The organism is Ornithinicoccus halotolerans (genome assembly GCF_009602535.1).
GTDB lineage: Bacteria > Actinomycetota > Actinomycetes > Actinomycetales > Dermatophilaceae > Ornithinicoccus > Ornithinicoccus halotolerans.
Genome location: NZ_WIQI01000057.1, coordinates 1 through 18,275, shown reverse-complemented (window position 1 = coordinate 18,275; position 18,275 = coordinate 1). Strand labels below are relative to the sequence as shown.

The following is an 18,275-nucleotide window of genomic DNA, read 5'->3' as shown; positions in this document are numbered from 1 at the left end:
CCGGCCGCTCGCCCGGCCGCGCGCTGCTACGGGCCGCGACCGGCCGGGTCGAGGACCCGGTCCGGCTGCTCGGGCTGACCTTCCCCAACCGGGTCGGCCTCGCCGCTGGCATGGACAAGGACGCCCGCGCCGTCCGGGCGTGGGGACCGCTCGGCCTGGGCCACGTCGAGCTCGGCACCGTCACCGCGCTGCCGCAGCCGGGGAACCCCCGGCCCCGGCTGGTGCGGCTGCCCCGCAGCCGGGGGGTCGTCAACCGGATGGGGTTCAACAACCCGGGGGTGCACGCGGTCGCCGGCCGGCTCCGCCGCGCGCGGCGGGAGGGGTCGCTGGCGGTGCCGGTGGGCGTCTCCATCGGCAAGAGCCGGGCGACACCGGTCGAGGAGGCCGTCGGCGACTACCTGACCTCGGTGACCGTGCTGCACGGCCTGGCCGACTACCTCGCCGTCAACGTCTCCTCACCGAACACCCCCGGGCTGCGGGGGCTGCAGGACGCCGGGCCGCTGGCCGAGCTGCTGGCCGCGGTGGTGCGTCGCACCCGGGAGCTGGCCGCCGGCGGGCCGTGCCCGCCGGTCCCGGTGCTGGTGAAGCTGGCACCCGACCTCACCGACACCGCGCTGGCCGAGGCCCTCGAGGTTGCCCTCGAGGCCGGGGTGGCGGGGTTCGTCGCGACCAACACGACACTGTCCCGGGAGGGGGTGCACCCGGCCGAGCAGGAGCTGGCCGACCAGCCGGGCGGGCTGAGCGGCGCGCCGCTCGCGCCCCGGGCGCGGGAGGTGGTCGCGCGCATCCGGGAGGCCACCGAGCTGCCGCTGGTCGGGGTGGGCGGCGTGATGGGCCCCGAGGACGCCCGCGCGCTGCGGGCCGCCGGTGCCGACCTGGTGCAGCTGTACACCGGGCTGGTCTACGCGGGTCCGGCCCTGGTGGCCGAGGCCGCCCGGGCGGCCGCCCCGCCGGTAGCCTGACCCCATGGTGACGGGCAGGACGGAGTCAGGGCTGGAGCTCAAGACCGTGTACGGCCCCCAGGACCGGGAGGGCGCCGATCCGGCCGCGCAGCTCGGGGAGCCGGGCTCCTACCCGTACACGCGGGGGGTGTACCCGACCATGTACACCGGCCGGCCGTGGACGATGCGCCAGTACGCCGGGTTCGGCACCGCCCGGGAGTCCAACGCCCGCTACCACGAGCTGGTCGCCGCCGGCTCCGGCGGGCTCTCGGTGGCCTTCGACCTGCCCACCCAGATGGGCTACGACAGCGACCACCAGCTCGCCCACGGCGAGGTCGGCAAGGTCGGCGTGGCCATCGACTCCGTCGAGGACATGCACACCCTCTTCGACGGGCTGCCGCTGGGCGAGGTGTCCACGTCGATGACGATCAACGCCCCGGCGGCGACGCTGCTGCTGCTCTACCAGCTCACCGCCGAGGAGCAGGGCATCCCGGCGAGCGCGCTGAGCGGCACCGTGCAGAACGACGTGCTCAAGGAGTACATCGCCCGCGGCACCTACATCTACCCGCCGGCGCAGTCGCTGCGGCTGGTGAGCGACCTGTTCTCCTACTGCCGCAGTGAGATCCCGCGGTGGAACACCATCTCCATCTCCGGCTACCACATGGCCGAGGCGGGGGCGACGCCCGCGCAGGAGATCGCGTTCACCCTCGCCAACGCCAAGGAGTACGTGCGGGCCGCGCTGTCGGCCGGCCTGGCGGTGGACGACTTCGCCCCGCGGCTGTCGTTCTTCTTCGTCGCGCGCACCACGCTGCTGGAGGAGGTGGCCAAGTTCCGCGCCGCCCGGCGGCTGTGGGCCCGGATCATGAAGGAGGAGTTCGGCGCCCAGGACCCCCGGTCGATGATGCTGCGCTTCCACACCCAGACCGCGGGCGTCCAGCTGACCGCCCAGCAGCCGGAGGTCAACCTGGTGCGGGTCGCGCTGCAGGGCCTGGGCGCGGTCCTCGGCGGCACCCAGTCGCTGCACACCAACGCCTACGACGAGGCGATCGCGCTGCCCAGTACCAAGGCGGCCCGGCTGGCGCTGCGCACCCAGCAGGTGATGGCCCACGAGAGCGACGTGGCCAGCACCGTGGACCCGTTCGCCGGCTCCTACGCGGTCGAGTCGATGACCGACGACATCGAGGGCGCGATCACCGAGCTGGTGCAGGCGGTGGAGGACCGTGGCGGCGCGGTGGCCGCGATCGAGCAGGGCTTCCAGAAGGAGCAGATCGAGCACGCCGCCTACGAGACCGCCCGGGAGATCGACGGCGGGGAGCGGGTCGTCGTCGGGTTGAACCGGTTCCAGGTCGAGGACAACGACCCGTACCAGCCGCTGCGGGTCGACCCTGCCATCGAGGAGGAGCAGTGCCGCCGGCTCACCGAGCTGCGGGCCCGCCGCGACGGGGACGCCGTCGCCCGCGCCCTGGAGGAGGTGCGCCGGACCGCCGAGGGCACCGGCAACCTGCTGGTGCCGATGCGGGAGGCGCTGCGGCTGCGCGCCACCGGCGGCGAGGTCGCCGACGCGCTCCGGGAGGTGTGGGGCCAGCACGTGCCGCGGGAGACGTTCTGAGGCGGCGGTAGCCTGGGGGACCGTGACAGCCACCCCTTCCTCGCACGTCCACCCGGTCCCGTCGCTCGAGGCGCTGACCACGCGGATCGGTGCCGTGGTCGACGACCGGGCCGAGGACCTGCTGCGGTGGCGGCGTGACGTGCACCAGCACCCGGAGGTCTCCTGGCAGGAGCACCGCACCACCGCCCTGGTCACCGAGCACCTGACCGAGGCCGGGCTGACCGTCCGGGCGCTCCCGGGCACCGGCGCGCTGGTGGACCTCGGCGCCGAGCAGCCGCGGGTGCGGATCGCGCTGCGGGCCGACCTGGACGCGCTGCCGATCGAGGAGGAGACCGGGCTGTCCTACGCCTCAGTCCGCCCGGGCGTCACCCACGCCTGCGGTCACGACGTGCACACGGTGGGGCTGCTCGGTGCCGGTCTGGCGCTGGCCGCCATCGAGGAGGACCTCGCCGCCGCCGGGGTGGCGGTCCGGCTGATCTTCCAGCCGGCCGAGGAGTCGATGCCCGGCGGGGCCGAGAAGCTGCTCGAGCTGGGGGCGGTCGAGGGCGTGGACCGGCTGCTGGCGGTGCACGCCGACCCGTCCGTGGACGTCGGCTACGTCGGCCTGCGGGTGGGGGCGATCACCGCCGCCTCCGACTCGGTGCACGTCTCGCTGACCGGCCGGGGTGGCCACACCTCCCGGCCGCACCTGACCCAGGACCTCACCTTCGCGCTCGGCAAGGTCATCACCGAGGTGCCCTCGGTGCTGTCCCGACGGCTGGACCCCCGGTCCGGGACCGCGCTGGTGTGGGGTGCGGTGCGGGCGGGCACCGTCGCCAACGTCATCCCCAGCCGCGGTGAGGTCATCGGCACGCTGCGGATGCTGGACTCCGAGACCTGGGACACCCTCGGCCCGCTGGTCGAGGAGGTGGTCCAGGACGTGGTGCGCCCCTACGGCGTCCGGGCCGAGGTCCAGCACGTCCAGGGCGTGCCGCCGGTCACCAACGACCCCGCCTCGGTGACCGCGCTGACCGCCGCCTCGCACGCGGTGCTGGGCCCGGGCACCGTCGTGGCGACCCCGCAGTCGCTCGGCGGCGAGGACCTGGGCTGGTTCCTCACCCGGGTCCCGGGCGCGATGGCCAGGCTCGGCACCCGGCCCCCGGGGGGCCCCAGGCACGAGCTGCACCAGGGTGACCTGATCGTGGCCGAGGAGTCGGTCCTCGTCGCGGCGCGCCTGCTGGCCGCTGCTGTCGTCACTTCACTGGGGCCCGACGGGCTGGTGTGACTGTTGTGACTGGCGAGGCGACGAAACCGCCCGTCAGGTCACAACTCGGTCACCTTCCGGCGCCACCGGCGGGACACCATCGTCCGCAGGCCGGTCATGGCCTTAGCATCACCCAGTCACGTCCCTCTCTTCCCAAGGAGTTCCCGTGCGACGGGTGATGAGGATCGCGGCCGCAACGGCGGCCGCCACCATGGTGTTAGCGGCATGCGGCGAGGCGCCGGAGGACAGCGGGTCGGAGGACCCCGGCTCCGGCGACGACACGCAGACCACCGAGGACGCCGGCTCGACCGCTGGCGGCGACGCCGCCTCCGACTTCAAGGCCTGCATGGTCTCCGACGCCGGCGGGTTCGACGACCAGTCGTTCAACCAGTCCGGGCGCGAAGGCATGGAGGCCGCCGAGGAGGCGTTGGGGATCGAGACCGTCCTGGTCGAGTCCCAGTCCGACTCGGAGTACAGCTCCAACGTGGGGGGCCTGGTCCAGCAGGGCTGCAACCTGACGGTCGGCGTCGGCTTCCTGCTCGAGGACGCCATCCAGGAGGCCGCCGAGCAGAACCCGGACACCAACTTCGCGCTCATCGACTCCTCGTTCCAGGACGAGAACTTCGAGCCGGTGGAGCTGGACAACGCCAAGCCGATCCTCTTCAACACCGCCGAGGCGGCCTTCCTGGCCGGCTACCTGGCCGCGGGGATGACCGAGTCCGGCACCGTCGCCACCTTCGGCGGCATCCAGATCCCGTCGGTGGCCATCTTCATGGACGGCTACGTCGACGGCGTGAACCGGTACAACGAGGACGAGGGCGCGGACGTGCAGGTCCTGGGCTGGGACAAGGAGGCGCAGAACGGCTCCTTCTCCGGCGACTTCGAGAACCAGTCGCAGGGGCAGACCCTGACCGAGCAGTTCATCGCCCAGGGCGCCGACATCATCATGCCGGTCGCCGGCCCGGTGGGGCTGGGCGCGGCCGCGGCCGCGGAGGGCGCCGAGGGCGTCAAGCTGATCTGGGTCGACTCCGACGGCTACCAGACCACCGAGTACGGCGAGCTGATGCTCACCTCGGTCATGAAGCAGATCGGTCCCGCCGTGGAGGACACCATCACCCAGACCGTCGAGGGCGGCTTCAGCGCTGAGCCCTACGTGGGGTCGCTGGAGAACGACGGTGTCGGCCTGGCCCCGTTCCACGACTTCGAGGACGAGGTCCCCCAGGAGCTGACCGACCAGCTGGACGAGTACCGCCAGCAGATCATCGACGGCGAGCTGACCGTCGAGACGCCGAACGCCCCCTGACCGACGGCGCACGGCCGGTGACACCCGGCGTCGACCACGGCCCGGCCCGCGAGGGCCGGGCCGTGGTGGCGCCAGCGAGGAACAGGCGATGAAGCTGGAGCTGAGAGGGATCACCAAGACCTTCGGGTCGCTGGTGGCCAACGACCGGATCGACCTCGTGGTCGAGCCCGGCGAGATTCACGCCCTGCTGGGCGAGAACGGTGCGGGCAAGTCCACGCTGATGAACGTCCTGTACGGGCTGTACGAGCCCGACGGGGGACAGATCCTGCTGGACGAGCAGCCGGTGACCTTCGACGGTCCGGGAGACGCCGTCGCGGCGGGTATCGGCATGGTGCACCAGCACTTCATGCTGGTGCCGGTCTTCACGGTGGCCGAGTCGGTCGCGCTCGGCCACGAGCCGACCAGCACCGGCCCGGCGGGGCTGCTGGACCTGCAGTCCGCCCGCCGGCGGGTCCGGGAGATCTCCGAGCGGTTCGGCTTCGACGTCGACCCCGACGCAGTGGTCGAGAACCTGCCGGTCGGCGTGCAGCAGCGGGTGGAGATCATCAAGGCGCTGGCCCGGGACGCCCGCGTCCTCATCCTCGACGAGCCCACCGCGGTGCTGACCCCGCAGGAGACCGACGAGCTCATCGCGATCATGAACGAGCTCAAGCAGGCGGGCACCACCATCGTCTTCATCACCCACAAGCTGCGGGAGGTGCGCGCGGTCGCCGACCGCATCACCGTGATCCGCCGCGGCCAGGTCGTCGGGGAGGCCAGTCCCGAGTCGACCGAGGCCGAGCTGGCCTCGCTCATGGTCGGCCGGCAGGTCTCCCTCGCCGTCGACAAGCGCCCGGCTGACCCGCGCGAGGCGGTGTTCGTGGTCGAGGACCTGAGCGTGCTGTCGCCGGCCGGCACGGCGGTGGTCGACCGGGTGTCGTTCACGGTCCGCGGAGGGGAGGTGCTCTGCGTCGCCGGCGTGCAGGGCAACGGGCAGACCGAGCTCGCCGAGGCGGTGCTCGGCCTGGTGCCGGCCGCGCACGGGCGGATCCTGCTGGACGGCAGCGAGCTGTCCCGGCTCGCCGTGCGGGACCGCCTCCGGGCCGGGATCGGGTTCGTGCCCGAGGACCGGTCCACCGACGGCGTGGTCTCCTCCTTCACCGTCGCCGAGAACCTGGTCCTGGACCTGTACGACGCCGCCCCGTTCGCGCGGGGCCCGGCGATGTCGCCGGCCCGCGTCCATGACAACGCGCAGGAGCGCACCGCCGAGTTCGACGTGCGGCTCACCGACGTCCAGGACCCGATCTCCACGCTGTCCGGCGGCAACGCCCAGAAGGTGGTGCTGGCCCGGGAGCTGTCCCGGCCGCTGCGGCTGCTGCTCGCCTCCCAGCCCACCCGCGGCCTGGACGTCGGATCCATCGAGTTCGTCCACCGGCGGATCATCGAGGAGCGCGACAAGGGCACCGCCGTGGTCATCGTCTCCACCGAGCTCGACGAGGTCCTCGCCCTCGCCGACCGGGTGGCCGTCATGTACCGCGGCACGGTCGTCGGCATCGTGGACGCCGCCGACGCCGACCGCGACGTGCTGGGCCTGATGATGGCCGGGGTCCCGCTGGAGGAGGCCCGGCAGGAAGCCTCCCGGCACCACTCCAGCCTCGGCGAGGCCGACCTCACCGCCGGAAGCGAGGGGGGCCTCACATGAGCAGCCAGGGAACCGGCCCGGACACCGACCAGGACACTCGGTCGGCGCCGCAACCCGCCCGCGGCGGGGACGTGCTGCGGGAGATCGTCACCGGCAACGCGGTGATCTCGGTGCTGGCGGTCGTCGTGGCCATGGCCGTGGGCGGCGTCCTTATCGCGGTCGCGGACAGCGGGGTCCGCGGCTCCTCGACCTACTTCTTCGCCCGTCCAGGCGACACCCTGGTCGCGGCCTGGCGCGCCGTCAGCGGGGCCTACGTCGCGATGTTCCGCGGCTCGGTCTACGACTGGCAGGCCGCGACCTTCGCTGCCCAGGTCAAGCCGCTGACCGAGTCGGTGGTCTACGCCATCCCGCTGATCCTGGCCGGGCTGGGCGTGGCGATCGCCTTCCGTGCCGGGCTGTTCAACATCGGTGCGCAGGGGCAGATCATTGTCGGCGCGATCGTCGCGTCCTACGTCGGCTTCGCCTGGGACCTGCCGGTGGTGCTGCACCTGCTGCTGGCGGTGCTCGGCGGCCTGCTCGCCGGTGCGCTGTACGGCGCGATCCCGGGCATCCTCAAGGGCCGCACCGGGGCGCACGAGGTGATCGTCACGATCATGCTCAACTACATCGCGCTGTACTTCATCTCCTGGATCCTCAAGCAGCAGGCGTTCAACCCCGGCCGCACCGGGCAGCGCAGCCCGGCGGTGGAGGGCAGTGCGACCTACCCGCTGCTGGTGCCGGACCTGCTCGTGCCCGGCAACAGCTTCCGGCTCCATGCCGGCCTGCTGGTGGCGATCCTGGCGACGGTCTTCACCTGGTGGCTGCTGGAGCGCTCCACGCTCGGCTTCGAGATCCGGGCCGTCGGGGCCAACCAGCACGCCGCCCGTACAGCGGGCATGTCGGTCGCGCGCACCCTCGCGCTGACCATGGCCATCGCCGGCGGCATGGCCGGGCTGGCGGCGACCGCGCAGGTGCTCGGAACCGAACGCTCGCTGACCGCCGGGGTGGCGGCCTCGATCGGGTTCGACGCCATCACGGTGGCGCTGCTCGGCCGGTCCCGTCCCCTCGGGACCTTCCTCGCCGGGCTGCTGTTCGGCGCGCTGAAGGCCGGTGGCTTCCTGATGCAGTCGGTCACCGCCACCCCCATCGACATCGTGCTCGTCGTCCAGTCGGTGATCGTGCTGCTCATCGCCGCCCCGCCACTGGTCCGCTCCATCTTCCGGCTGCCCGCGCCACCCGCGCGACGACGCCGCCGCCCGCGCGCCGCCCGTCCCGCGGGCGGCCCGAGCCAGGAGGTCACCGCGCCATGATCAGCCCCGTCCCTCCCGCCGCGGGCACCGACACGACCGGGCCGGCCGGGACGCCCGTGCGGGCCCGGGCCGACTACCGCACCACCGTCTTCTATGGGCTCGCGGCGGCCGTGGCCGTGCTGCTGTTCGCGCTGCGCACACCCGGCGGCGCGGACACCCGGTTCCAGGTGGTCACCGGTTCCGGGCTGTTCACCGTCCCGGTGATCGCGGTGCCGGCGGAGCCGGTCGCCTGGCTGCTGTCGCTGGCACTCGTCGGCGCCGCGGCGTGGGCCGGCGTGCTGACCCACCAGCGGCGGCGCGTCCCGCTCTGGCTGCACATCGCCGTCGGGGTCGCCTTCGTGCTGTGCTTCCTGGTCTGGGTCGGCGCCGGCCGCGCCGCCCTCATCCCGGTCACCTCGCTGCTGGCGGGGGCACTCGCGCTGTCGGTGCCGCTGATCTTCGGCGCGCTGTCGGGCGTGGTGTGCGAGCGCAGCGGCGTCATTAACATCGCCATCGAGGGGCAGCTGCTGTTCGGTGCGTTCGCCGCCGCGGTGGTCGCCTCCCGGCTGGCCACGCCGTTCCTCGGGCTGGTCGCCGCACCGGTCGCCGGCGCCGCGGTCGGCGCGGTGCTGGCGTGGTTCGCGGTGCGCTACCAGGTCAACCAGATCATCGTCGGCGTGGTGCTCAACACCCTGATCATCGGGCTGACGGGCTTCTTCTTCTCCACGGTGCTGAGTGAGGACGCGGCGCTGTGGAACGCCCGCCAGCCGCTGGGCACGCTGCCCATCCCGCTGCTGAGCCAGATCCCGATCATCGGACCGGTGCTGTTCAGCCAGACCATCCTCGTCTACCTGATGTACGTCCTGGTGGTCGTGCTGCACGTGATGCTGTTCCGCAGCCGGTGGGGGCTACGCACCCGCGCCGTGGGCGAGCACCCCAAGGCGGCCGACACCGTGGGCATCCAGGTCAACCGCCGGCGGGTGGCCAACGTCATCCTGGGCGGGGCCATCGCCGGCCTGGGCGGGGCGTTCTTCACCGTCGGCTCGGGGCTCGCGTTCGGCCGGGAGATGTCAGCCGGGCAGGGCTTCATCGCGCTGGCCTCGATGATCCTGGGCCGGTGGAGCCCGTTCGGTGCCGTCGTGGCCGCGCTGATGTTCGGGTTCTCGCGCAACCTCGGCAACGTGCTCAGCACCATCGGCGCGCCGGTGCCCTCCGAGATGCTGCTGATGCTGCCCTACCTGATCACCATCTTCGCCGTCGCCGGCCTGGTCGGGCGAATCCGTCCCCCGGCCGCCAACGGGCAGCCGTACGTGAAGTGAGCCGGTCCGGTACGGCGCAGGTCATGGCAGGGTGCCACCATGGACCCCCGGCGCCCGCGCCGGTGACAGTTGTTCGCTGACGACGCGCCAAGGAGGCAGACGTGGCCGACCACGCCACATACCGGATCGCGGTGATCCCCGGGGACGGCATCGGCACCGAGGTGATGCCGCCCGCCCTCGAGCTGCTCGAGCAGGTGGGGCACGACCACGGCCTGCAGTTCGAGTGGCGCCACCTGGACTGGGGCTGCGAGTACTACACGCGCACCGGCGCGATGATGCCCGAGGACGGGCTGGACCAGCTCGCCGAGTGCGACCAGGTGCTCCTCGGCGCCGTCGGCTACCCGGGCGTGCCGGACCACGTCTCGCTGTGGGGCCTGCTGATCCCGATCCGCCGCCACTTCGACCAGTACGTCAACCTGCGCCCGGTGCGGCTGCTGCCTGGGCTGACCTCGCCGCTGCGGACGGTGCCGGAGGACGGGCTGGACTTCCTGGTGGTGCGGGAGAACAGCGAGGGTGAGTACTCCGAGGCCGGCGGGCGGATGTTCCGTGGCACGCCGCGCGAGATGGCGGTCCAGGAGTCGGTGTTCACCCGGCACGGCATCGAGCGGGTCGTCGACTACGCCTTGGACCTGGCGCAGTCCCGCGGTGGCCACCTCTCCAGCGCCACCAAGTCCAACGGGATCATCCACACCATGCCGTTCTGGGACGAGGTGGTGCGCGAGCGCGTCGCCGCCCGGGAGGGGGTGCAGCTGCGGGAGTACCACGTCGACGCCCTCGCGGCGGCGTTCGTGCTCGACCCGGGCCGGTTCGACGTGGTGGTGGCGTCGAACCTGTTCGGCGACATCCTCACCGACCTGGGGGCGGCCCTCATCGGCAGCATCGGTATCGCGCCCTCGGCCAACCTCAACCCCGCTGGAGAGAAGCCGTCGATGTTCGAGCCGGTCCACGGCTCCGCGCCCGACATCGCCGGGCAGGGCCTGGCGAACCCGCTGGGGCAGGTGTGGGCCGCGGTGATGATGCTGGAGCACATGGGGCACGGCGACGCCGCCCGCCGGGTCGAGACCGCCATGGGCACCGTGCTGAGCGAGGGCGCCCGCACCCCGGACCTCGGTGGCACCGCGACGACCACGGACGTGGGGCGGGACCTGCTGCAGGCGCTGGCCGAGGTGCCGACCGGTGGTGCGGCATGACCGAGGCGCCGGACTGGGAGCAGCTGCGGTCCTCCGCCCAGGAGGTGATGCGCCGCGCCTACGCGCCCTACAGCGGCTACCGGGTCGGGGCCGCGGGCCTGGTCGACGACGGCCGCGTGGTCGCCGGCTGCAACGTGGAGAACGCCGGCTACGGCGTGACGCTGTGCGCCGAGTGCGGTCTGGTCTCCGACCTGGTCGCCGGGGGCGGCGGCCGGTTGGTGGCCGTGGTGTGCGTGGACGGTGACGGCGAGGTGATCATGCCGTGCGGCCGGTGCCGTCAGCTGCTGTGGGAGCACGGCGGGGGCCCGTGCCTGCTGCTCACCCCGGAGGGGGAGCGGACGATGACCGAGCTGTTGCCGCAGGCGTTCGGACCGGACCACCTCTCCGGTGGCGGCCGCGGCTGACGCCGGGTCAGCCGAGCTCCCGTCCCTCCTCGAGCAGCAGCTCCTGCGGCATGCCGTGGGCCAGCAGCCGGGTGGCGTGCGCGCCCGACGCGGCCAGGTACAGCACCGTGCCGCCGGCGCCGGCCACCTTCTGGTGCACCGAGCGCGCCGTGCCGGCGTCGATCACCAGCCGTCCCTGCTCCGCCGGCAGGAACGCCGCCTCGGCGGCCCGGGGCGTCTGCTCGCTCTGCTTCGGCGCCACCCGGGCCGGGTCCAGCGGCATGTGGCCCATGGCGGCGGCCAGCTGCTCGAGCAGCTGCCGGTCGTGCGGCTGGCCCTTCTCCGGCCGCCCGAACCGCACCTCGCCCTCGTCGTCGACCTGGTAGGGCTGCACCGCCAGCGCGCCCTCGCGCCGGGAGTTCATCGTCGTGTAGGCGATCGCCTCGCCGGCGGGCTGGGCGGGACGCTCCTGGGTGGCCTCGCGCCCGGGCAGCCGCACCTGGGCGGCCAGCACGAGCAGCTGCGGCTGCAGCCCGATCGCCAGCGTCGGTGCGCACGCCAGGCTGACCTCCAGCCGCGGCGTGCTCACCACGCACAGCACCCGGTCGTCCCGCAGCGCGACCAGCGTCGGGTTCATCCGCGTCTCGCCGTCACGGCGCCGCTGTGAGCGGCGCTTGAGGTCCTGCACCGCAGGGACGACGAGGGCCATGGCGTCGGCGAGCTTCACCGGCCCAGGATCGCAGACGCGCGCGGCAGGAGGCGGGCTGGGAGGCGGTGGCAGGATGGCGCCATGAGTGAAGCCTTCGACGCCGTGGACGTCATCCGCGCCAAGCGGGACCGCCAGGAGCTGAGCAGCGAGCAGGTTGCCTGGGTCGTGGACGCCTACACCCGCGAGGTCGTGGCCGAGGAGCAGATGGCGGCGCTGGCCATGGCGATCCTGCTCAACGGGATGGAACGGCGGGAGATCGCCGACTGGACGCAGGCGATGATCGACTCGGGGGAGCGGATGGACTTCGCCTCGCTGTCCCGCCCGACCGTCGACAAGCACTCCACCGGCGGGGTGGGCGACAAGATCACGCTGCCGCTGGCGCCCCTGGTCGCAGCCTGCGGCGCGGCCGTCCCGCAGCTGTCGGGGCGCGGGCTGGGCCACACCGGCGGCACGTTGGACAAGCTGGAGTCGGTCCCCGGCTGGCGGGCGTCGCTGTCCAACGACGAGATGCTGGCCCAGCTGGAGGACGTCGGCGCCGTGGTCTGCGCCGCCGGTTCCGGGCTCGCCCCCGCCGACCGGCGGCTCTACTCGTTGCGGGATGTCACCGGGACCGTCGAGTCCGTCCCGCTCATCGCCTCCTCGATCATGAGCAAGAAGATCGCCGAGGGCACCGGGGCGCTGGTGCTCGACGTCAAGGTCGGCTCCGGCGCCTTCATGAAGGACCTGGAGTCCGCGCGTGAGCTGGCGCGCACCATGGTCGAGCTGGGCACCGACGCCGGGGTTACCACGGTGGCGCTGCTGACCGAGATGGGCACCCCGCTGGGGCGCACCGCGGGCAACGCCCTGGAGGTACGGGAGAGCCTGGACGTGCTCGCCGGCGGGGGACCGGAGGACGTCGTCGAGCTGACCGTGGCGCTGGCCCGGGAGATGCTGCAGGCCGCCGGCGTGACCGGCGCCGACCCGGCCGACGCGCTCGCCGACGGTCGCGCCATGGACAGCTGGCGGGCCATGATCGTCGCCCAGGGCGGCGACCCGGACGCCGAGCTGCCCACCGCGCGGGAGACCGAGCAGGTGGTCGCCGAGGCCGATGGCGTGCTGACCCGGCTGGACGCCTACGCCGTCGGGGTGGCGGCCTGGCGGCTCGGGGCCGGCCGGGCCCGCAAGGAGGACCCGGTCCAGGCCGGTGCCGGTGTGGAGATCCACGCCAAGCCCGGTGACCGCGTCCGCCGAGGGGACCCGCTGCTGACGCTGCACACCGACACCCCCGAGCGGTTCCCGCGGGCACACCAGGCGCTCGAGGGCGGGTGGACCGTCGAGGACGGCACCAGCTCCGGCCGGCCGGCGATCGTCCTGGACCGCGTCGGCTGACGGCGGTTCGCCACGGGTGATGGCCGTCGCGTGCCCTCCGGCGCGGGGATCACCGGGCAGCCGCTACCGGCCCTTGGGGTGCCAGACCGTCTTGGTCTCCAGGAACGCCTCGAGCCGGTGCAGGCCGGGCACCGGAGCGAAGTCGGGCTCGACCGCCTGCTCGTCGCTACCGGCCGGCCGCAGCACCCGCTTGAGGTTCTCGGCGGCGGCGGCCTCCAGCTCGCCCCAGGAGACGTCCTGGGCGTCCGCAGCGCCGGTCAGGTCGATCGCGTTCACGTCCAGGTGGGAGGCCAGCCAGGGGGCCACCTCGGCGGTGCGGCCGGTGATGAGGTTGATGACGCCACCGGGCACGTCGGAGGTGGCCAGCGCCTCAGCCAGCGTGATCGCCGGGACCGGCCGCTCCTCGGAGGCCAGCACGACTGCGGTGTTGCCGGCCACGACGATGGGTGCCACCACCGACACCAGGCCGAGCAGCGAGGAGCGCTGCGGGGCGAGCGCGGCGACGACCCCGGTGGGCTCCGGGGCGGAGATGTCGAAGTAGGGGCCGGCCACCGGGTTCAGGCCGCCCAGCACCTGGGCGTACTTGTCCGACCAGCCGGCGTACCAGACCCAGCGGTCGATCGCGGCCGAGACGGTCGCCTCGGCCCGCGCGGCCGTCACGCCCTCGGCGGCCTGCACCTCGGCGACGAACTGCGTGCGGCGGGACTCCATCACCTCGGCGACCCGGTAGAGCACCTGGCCGCGGTTGTAGGCGGTCGCCCCGGCCCAGCCGGGCAGCGCCGCCCGGGCGGCCCGGACGGCGTCGCGGGCGTCCTTGCGCGAGCCCTGCGCGGCGTTGGCGAGGAAGCGCCGGCCGCGCCCTGCGGAGAACACCTCGTAGGAGCGACCGGACTCGCTGCGGGGGAACTTGCCGCCGATGAACAGCTTGTAGGTCTTGCGCACGTCCACCCGGCTCATCCGTCCGCTCCCGTCCTCACGTAGGCACCCAGTCCGTGCCGGCCGCCCTCGCGGCCGTAGCCCGACTCCTTGTAGCCGCCGAACGGGCTGGTCGGGTCGAACTTGTTGAAGGTGTTCGCCCACACCACACCGGCGCGCAGCTGGTCGGCCATCCACAGGATCCGCGACCCCTTGTCGGTCCAGATGCCGGCCGACAGGCCGTAGGGGGTGTTGTTGGCCTTGGCGACCGCCTCCTGCGGGGTGCGGAAGGTCAGCACCGACAGCACCGGCCCGAAGATCTCCTCCTGGGCGATCCGGTGGGTCTGGCTCACGCCGGTGAACACGGTGGGCCGGAACCAGAAGCCGTTGGCCGGCAGCTCGCACTCGGGCGACCAGCGGGTCGCCCCCTCGGCCTCGCCCACCTCCACCAGCTCGGTGATCCGGTCCAGCTGGGCCCGGGAGTTGATGGCGCCCACGTCGGTGTTCTTGTCCAGCGGGTCCCCGACGCGCAGCGTGGCCAGCCGGCGCTTGAGCCGCTCCTCGACCTCCTCGGCGACCGACTCCTGCACCAGCAGCCGGGAGCCGGCGCAGCACACGTGGCCCTGGTTGAAGAAGATGCCGTTGACGATGCCCTCGACGGCCTGGTCGACCGGCGCGTCGTCGAACACGATGTTGGCAGCCTTGCCGCCCAGCTCCAGGGTCGCCTTCGTGCGGGTCCCGGCGATGCTGCGGGCGATCTGCTTGCCGACGGCCGTCGACCCGGTGAAGGCGACCTTGTCGACGCCGCCGTGCTCGACGATCGCCTGCCCGGTGGCGCCGGCGCCGGTGACGATGTTGACCACGCCCGGCGGCAGCTCCGCCTGCTGGCACACCTCGGCGAACAGCAGTGCCGTCAGCGGGGTGGTCTCGGCCGGCTTGAGCACCACGGTGTTGCCGGTGGCCAGCGCCGGGGCGATCTTCCACGCCAGCATCAGCAGCGGGAAGTTCCAGGGGATGACCTGCCCGACCACGCCGTGGGGGCGGGGGTTCTCGCCCAGCGAGGCGAACTCGAGCTTGTCGGCCCAGCCGGCGTGGTAGAAGAACCACGCGGCGGCCATCGGCACGTCCACGTCCCGGGACTCCCGGATCGGCTTGCCGTTGTCCAGGCTCTCCAGCACCGCGAACTCCCGGGACCGCTCCTGCAGGATGCGCGCGATCCGGAACAGGTACTTGCCGCGGTCGGTCCCGCTCAGCCGGGACCAGGTGCGCTCGTAGGCGCGGCGCGCGGCGGCCACGGCACGGTCGACGTCCGCCGCGCTGGCCTCGGTGACCTCGGCGAGCACCTCCTCGGTGGCCGGGCTGATGGACTTGAAGACCGAGCCGCCGTCGGAGTCGCGGAACTCGCCGTCGATGAACAGCCCGTAGGAGGAGGCGAGGTCGACGACGGACCGTGACTCGGGAGCCGGTGCGTACTCGAAGGTGGGCATGAGGGGTCTCCTTGGCGGGCGCTGGCCGTCAGTCGATCGTCACGTAGTCGGGGCCCGAGTAGGCGCCGGTGGCCAGCTTGTGGCGCTGCAGCAGCAGGTCGTTGAGCAGGCTGGAGGCGCCGAACCGGAACCACTGCGGGGTCAGCCACTCCTCCCCGGCCACCTCGTTGACGACCACGAGATGGCGGATGGCGTCCTTGCTGCTACGGATGCCGCCGGCGGGCTTGACCCCGACCATCTCGCCGGTGAGGGCCCGCCAGTCGCGGACCGCCTCCAGCATGATCATCGTCACCGGCAGCGTCGCCGCGGGGCTGACCTTGCCGGTGGAGGTCTTGATGAAGTCGGCGCCGGCCAGCATCGCCAGCCAGGAGGCTCGGCGCACGTTGTCGTAGGTGACCAGCTCACCGGTCTCCAGGATGACCTTCAGGTGCGCGTCGGGGGCGTCGCCGTCCCGCCGGCAGGCCTGCCGGACCTGGGCGATCTCCTCGAAGACGTGCAGGTAGCGGCCGGACAGGAACGCGCCCCGGTCGATCACCATGTCGATCTCGTCCGCGCCGGCCTCGACGGCGTCGCGGGTGTCGGCCAGCTTCACGGCGATGCTGGCGCGGCCGGAGGGGAACGCGGTCGAGACCGCCGCCACGTTGACGCCGGTGCCGGCGACCGCCTCGCGCGCCACCGCGACCATGTCGTTGTAGACGCAGACCGCCGCCACCCGAGGGGTGTCCAGGTGGGCCGGGTCGGGCGTGCGCGCCTTGGTGCACAGGGAGCGCACCTTGCCGGCGGTGTCGGCGCCCTCGAGGGTGGTCAGGTCGATCATGCTGATCGCGGTGTCGATCGCCCAGGCCTTGGCGGTGGTCTTGATGGAGCGGGTGCCCAGCGTCGCGGCCCGGGCGTCGGCGCCGACCTCGTCCACCCCCGGCAGGCCGTGCAGCCAGCCGGAGAGGGCCTGGTTGGTCAGGCGGGTGACGCCGAGGATGTCGCGGGCCCGCTCGGTGGCCTCGGCGGTGACGGTCTGGCTGCTCACCCCAGGAGTCTAACGTCGGCGGCCGGGCGCTCCGGCCGCCCGGCCGCCTACACTCGCGGCCATGCCACAACGACTGGACGCGGTGCCGCTCGCGTCGCCCGAGGACACCACGGTGGAAGAGCTCGTCGGGCGGGTCAGCACCGCCCACAACAACTACTCGGTCGCCCGGCTGCACGGTGACGGCGGCTGGCGGGGACCCGCGCAGCTGGCCGAGTTCGAGGAGGTCTGCGTGGTGATCGCCGGCGAGCTGCTGGTCGAGCACGACGACGGCACCGAGGCGGTCCCCGCCGGCGAGCAGGTCATCGTGCGCCCCGGGGAGCGGGTCCGCTACGCGGCCGGCGAGGACGGGGTGGACTACCTGTCGGTGTGCGTGCCGGCGTTCTCGGAGCGGGACGCCCACCGTGAGTGAGCACGCGGCGGGGACCGGCCCGGCCGGGGTGAGCAGCGTGGTGGCGCGGCTCCGGCCGCTGCCGAAGGTCGCGCTGCACGACCACCTGGACGGCGGGCTGCGCCCGGCGACGGTGCTGGAGCTGGCGCGCGAGGACGGCTACGAGGGGCTGCCGGCCGACGACGAGGCCGCGCTGGCGGCCTGGTTCGCCGAGAGCGCCGACTCCGGGTCGCTGGTGCGCTACCTGGAGACCTTCGCCCAGACGCTGGCCGTGATGCAGACCGAGGCAGGGCTGCGGCGGGTCGCCCGGGAGGCGGTGGTGGACCTGGCCGCCGACGGGGTCGTGCACGCGGAGCTGCGGTACGCCCCGGAGCAGCACACCGAGCGCGGGCTGACGATGGACCAGGTCGTGCTCGCCGTGGAGGAGGGGCTGCGCGAGGGCGAGGAGGAGGCGGCCGGCGCCGGCCACCCCGTCACCAGTGCCGCGCTGCTGACCGCGATGCGGCACGCCGGGCCCGGCGCCGAGGCGGCCGAGCTGACGCTGCGGCACACCCGTCGCGAGGGGAGCAAGGTGGCCGGGTTCGACATCGCCGGCGCCGAGGACGGCCACCCGCCCACGCGCCAGCTGGCCGCGTTCCGCGCGCTGCGGGAGGGCTGCGTCCACTACACGATCCACGCCGGCGAGGCCTTCGGCCTGCCCAGCATCCGGGATGCGGTGCTCACCTGCGGCGCCGAGCGCGTCGGTCACGGGGTGCGGCTGGTGGAGGACCTCACCCTGGACGGCCGCCCGGTCGCCGAGGTCGCCCGCGAGCTGCCGTTCCACCGGTGGGACGCCGAACGGCTCTCCCGAGTGCGGCTGGGCCGACTGGCCGGCTGGATCCGGGACCGACAGCTCCCGCTGGAGCTGTGCCCGAGCAGCAACCTGCAGACCGGCGCCGCCCCCTCCTGGGACGAGCACCCGGTGACGCTGCTGCACCGGCTGGGCTTCGCCGTGACGGTCAGCTGCGACAACCGGCTGATGAGCCGCACCACCATGTCCGCGGAGCTGGCCGCGCTCGTCGAGCGGCACGGCTGGAGCGACGAGGACCTGGCCAGGGTCGCCGTGCGGTCGGCACGGTCGGCGTTCCTGCCCCTCGACGTGCGCGAACAGCTGGTCCGGGAGCGGGTGCTGCCCGGCTACCGGCTGGAGGCCGTCCCGGGAGGCTGAGCCGGCCGGGCCCGCCCGGGGGCCTCCGTGGGCCGGGCCAGCGGGTCGGGCGGGAGCAGCCGGGCCCGCAACGACTCCCGTGCGGCGGCGCGCTCGCGCTCCCGGCGGCTGCGCTCGGCGAGCACGGCCGCCAGCACCTCCTCCGGGTGGGAGTCGGGGGAGATACCGAGCACGAGCAGCCGCAGCGCGGCACCCACTCCGGGATGGACCGGCACGCAACCCAGCTCGGTGCCGCGAGCG

General features: G+C 73.4%; 17 protein-coding genes. 12 read left to right on the top strand and 5 right to left on the bottom strand.

What is annotated here, in order from left to right; translation table 11 throughout:
* The 9 genes from GFJ45_RS10540 to GFJ45_RS10500 all read left to right on the top strand — a co-directional run.
* Positions 1–962: quinone-dependent dihydroorotate dehydrogenase (locus tag GFJ45_RS10540; RefSeq protein WP_153396946.1), on the top strand; the 962-nt coding region annotated here is incomplete at its 5' end.
* Between the two features lie 4 nt (positions 963–966).
* Entirely contained in the window at positions 967–2,550 is a 1,584-nt protein-coding gene (locus tag GFJ45_RS10535; RefSeq protein WP_153396944.1) for an acyl-CoA mutase large subunit family protein, read from the top strand.
* A gap of 22 nt (positions 2,551–2,572) precedes the next feature.
* Positions 2,573–3,814 carry an amidohydrolase gene (locus tag GFJ45_RS10530; protein WP_228386847.1) on the top strand — a complete coding sequence of 414 codons (1,242 nt, stop codon included), beginning with the start codon at positions 2,573–2,575 and terminating at the stop codon, positions 3,812–3,814.
* A 145-nt stretch (positions 3,815–3,959) separates the two neighbouring features.
* Positions 3,960–5,096 (top strand): BMP family lipoprotein, encoded by a 1,137-nt coding sequence (locus GFJ45_RS10525; protein WP_228386846.1) that lies wholly within the window; start codon positions 3,960–3,962, stop codon positions 5,094–5,096.
* Between the two features lie 88 nt (positions 5,097–5,184).
* Complete coding sequence (locus GFJ45_RS10520) at positions 5,185–6,777, top strand: ABC transporter ATP-binding protein (protein WP_153396942.1); 1,593 nt, start codon at positions 5,185–5,187, stop codon at positions 6,775–6,777.
* On the top strand, positions 6,774–8,066 hold the full coding sequence (locus tag GFJ45_RS10515; RefSeq protein ID WP_153396940.1) for an ABC transporter permease: 1,293 nt from the start codon (positions 6,774–6,776) through the stop codon (positions 8,064–8,066). Before GFJ45_RS10520 ends, GFJ45_RS10515 begins: the two co-directional genes overlap by 4 nt.
* Positions 8,063–9,364: an ABC transporter permease gene (locus GFJ45_RS10510; RefSeq protein ID WP_153396938.1), complete on the top strand. Its 1,302-nt coding sequence runs from the start codon at positions 8,063–8,065 to the stop codon at positions 9,362–9,364. Before GFJ45_RS10515 ends, GFJ45_RS10510 begins: the two co-directional genes overlap by 4 nt.
* Before the next feature lie 101 nt (positions 9,365–9,465).
* Positions 9,466–10,554: a tartrate dehydrogenase gene (locus tag GFJ45_RS10505; protein WP_153396936.1), complete on the top strand. Its 1,089-nt coding sequence runs from the start codon at positions 9,466–9,468 to the stop codon at positions 10,552–10,554.
* Positions 10,551–10,958, top strand: a complete 408-nt coding sequence (locus tag GFJ45_RS10500; RefSeq protein ID WP_153396934.1) for a cytidine deaminase — start codon at positions 10,551–10,553, stop codon at positions 10,956–10,958. Before GFJ45_RS10505 ends, GFJ45_RS10500 begins: the two co-directional genes overlap by 4 nt.
* Positions 10,959–10,965: 7 nt before the next feature.
* On the opposite strand, the gene GFJ45_RS10495 is transcribed toward GFJ45_RS10500, so the two are convergent.
* Positions 10,966–11,664, bottom strand: coding sequence for a hypothetical protein (locus tag GFJ45_RS10495; protein WP_153396932.1), 699 nt, complete (start codon positions 11,662–11,664; stop codon positions 10,966–10,968).
* Between the two features lie 63 nt (positions 11,665–11,727).
* Between GFJ45_RS10495 and GFJ45_RS10490 the strand changes: the two genes are divergently transcribed.
* Positions 11,728–13,014: a thymidine phosphorylase gene (locus GFJ45_RS10490; RefSeq protein WP_153396930.1), complete on the top strand. Its 1,287-nt coding sequence runs from the start codon at positions 11,728–11,730 to the stop codon at positions 13,012–13,014.
* A 63-nt stretch (positions 13,015–13,077) separates the two neighbouring features.
* Here GFJ45_RS10490 and GFJ45_RS10485 read toward each other — a convergent pair whose 3' ends face one another.
* The 3 genes from GFJ45_RS10485 to deoC are packed head-to-tail and all read right to left on the bottom strand — an operon-like array spanning position 13,078 to position 16,440.
* Positions 13,078–13,971: an aldehyde dehydrogenase family protein gene (locus GFJ45_RS10485; protein ID WP_153396928.1), complete on the bottom strand. Its 894-nt coding sequence runs from the start codon at positions 13,969–13,971 to the stop codon at positions 13,078–13,080.
* Positions 13,968–15,416 carry an aldehyde dehydrogenase family protein gene (locus GFJ45_RS10480; RefSeq protein ID WP_153396926.1) on the bottom strand — a complete coding sequence of 483 codons (1,449 nt, stop codon included), beginning with the start codon at positions 15,414–15,416 and terminating at the stop codon, positions 13,968–13,970. Before GFJ45_RS10480 ends, GFJ45_RS10485 begins: the two co-directional genes overlap by 4 nt.
* 28 nt (positions 15,417–15,444) lie before the next feature.
* Positions 15,445–16,440 (bottom strand): deoxyribose-phosphate aldolase, encoded by a 996-nt coding sequence (gene deoC, locus GFJ45_RS10475; protein WP_153396924.1) that lies wholly within the window; start codon positions 16,438–16,440, stop codon positions 15,445–15,447.
* Between the two features lie 61 nt (positions 16,441–16,501).
* Between deoC and GFJ45_RS10470 the strand changes: the two genes are divergently transcribed.
* Both GFJ45_RS10470 and GFJ45_RS10465 read left to right on the top strand, forming a co-directional pair.
* Positions 16,502–16,849 (top strand): cupin domain-containing protein, encoded by a 348-nt coding sequence (locus GFJ45_RS10470; RefSeq protein ID WP_153396922.1) that lies wholly within the window; start codon positions 16,502–16,504, stop codon positions 16,847–16,849.
* A complete protein-coding gene (locus GFJ45_RS10465) occupies positions 16,842–18,035 on the top strand; it encodes an adenosine deaminase (protein ID WP_228386844.1) in 1,194 nt (397 codons plus the stop codon). The genes GFJ45_RS10470 and GFJ45_RS10465 overlap by 8 nt, the downstream gene beginning before the upstream one ends.
* Here GFJ45_RS10465 and GFJ45_RS10460 read toward each other — a convergent pair.
* The coding region (locus GFJ45_RS10460; protein ID WP_228386842.1) for a hypothetical protein at positions 18,005–18,275 on the bottom strand (271 nt) is incomplete at its 5' end. The genes GFJ45_RS10465 and GFJ45_RS10460 overlap by 31 nt on opposite strands.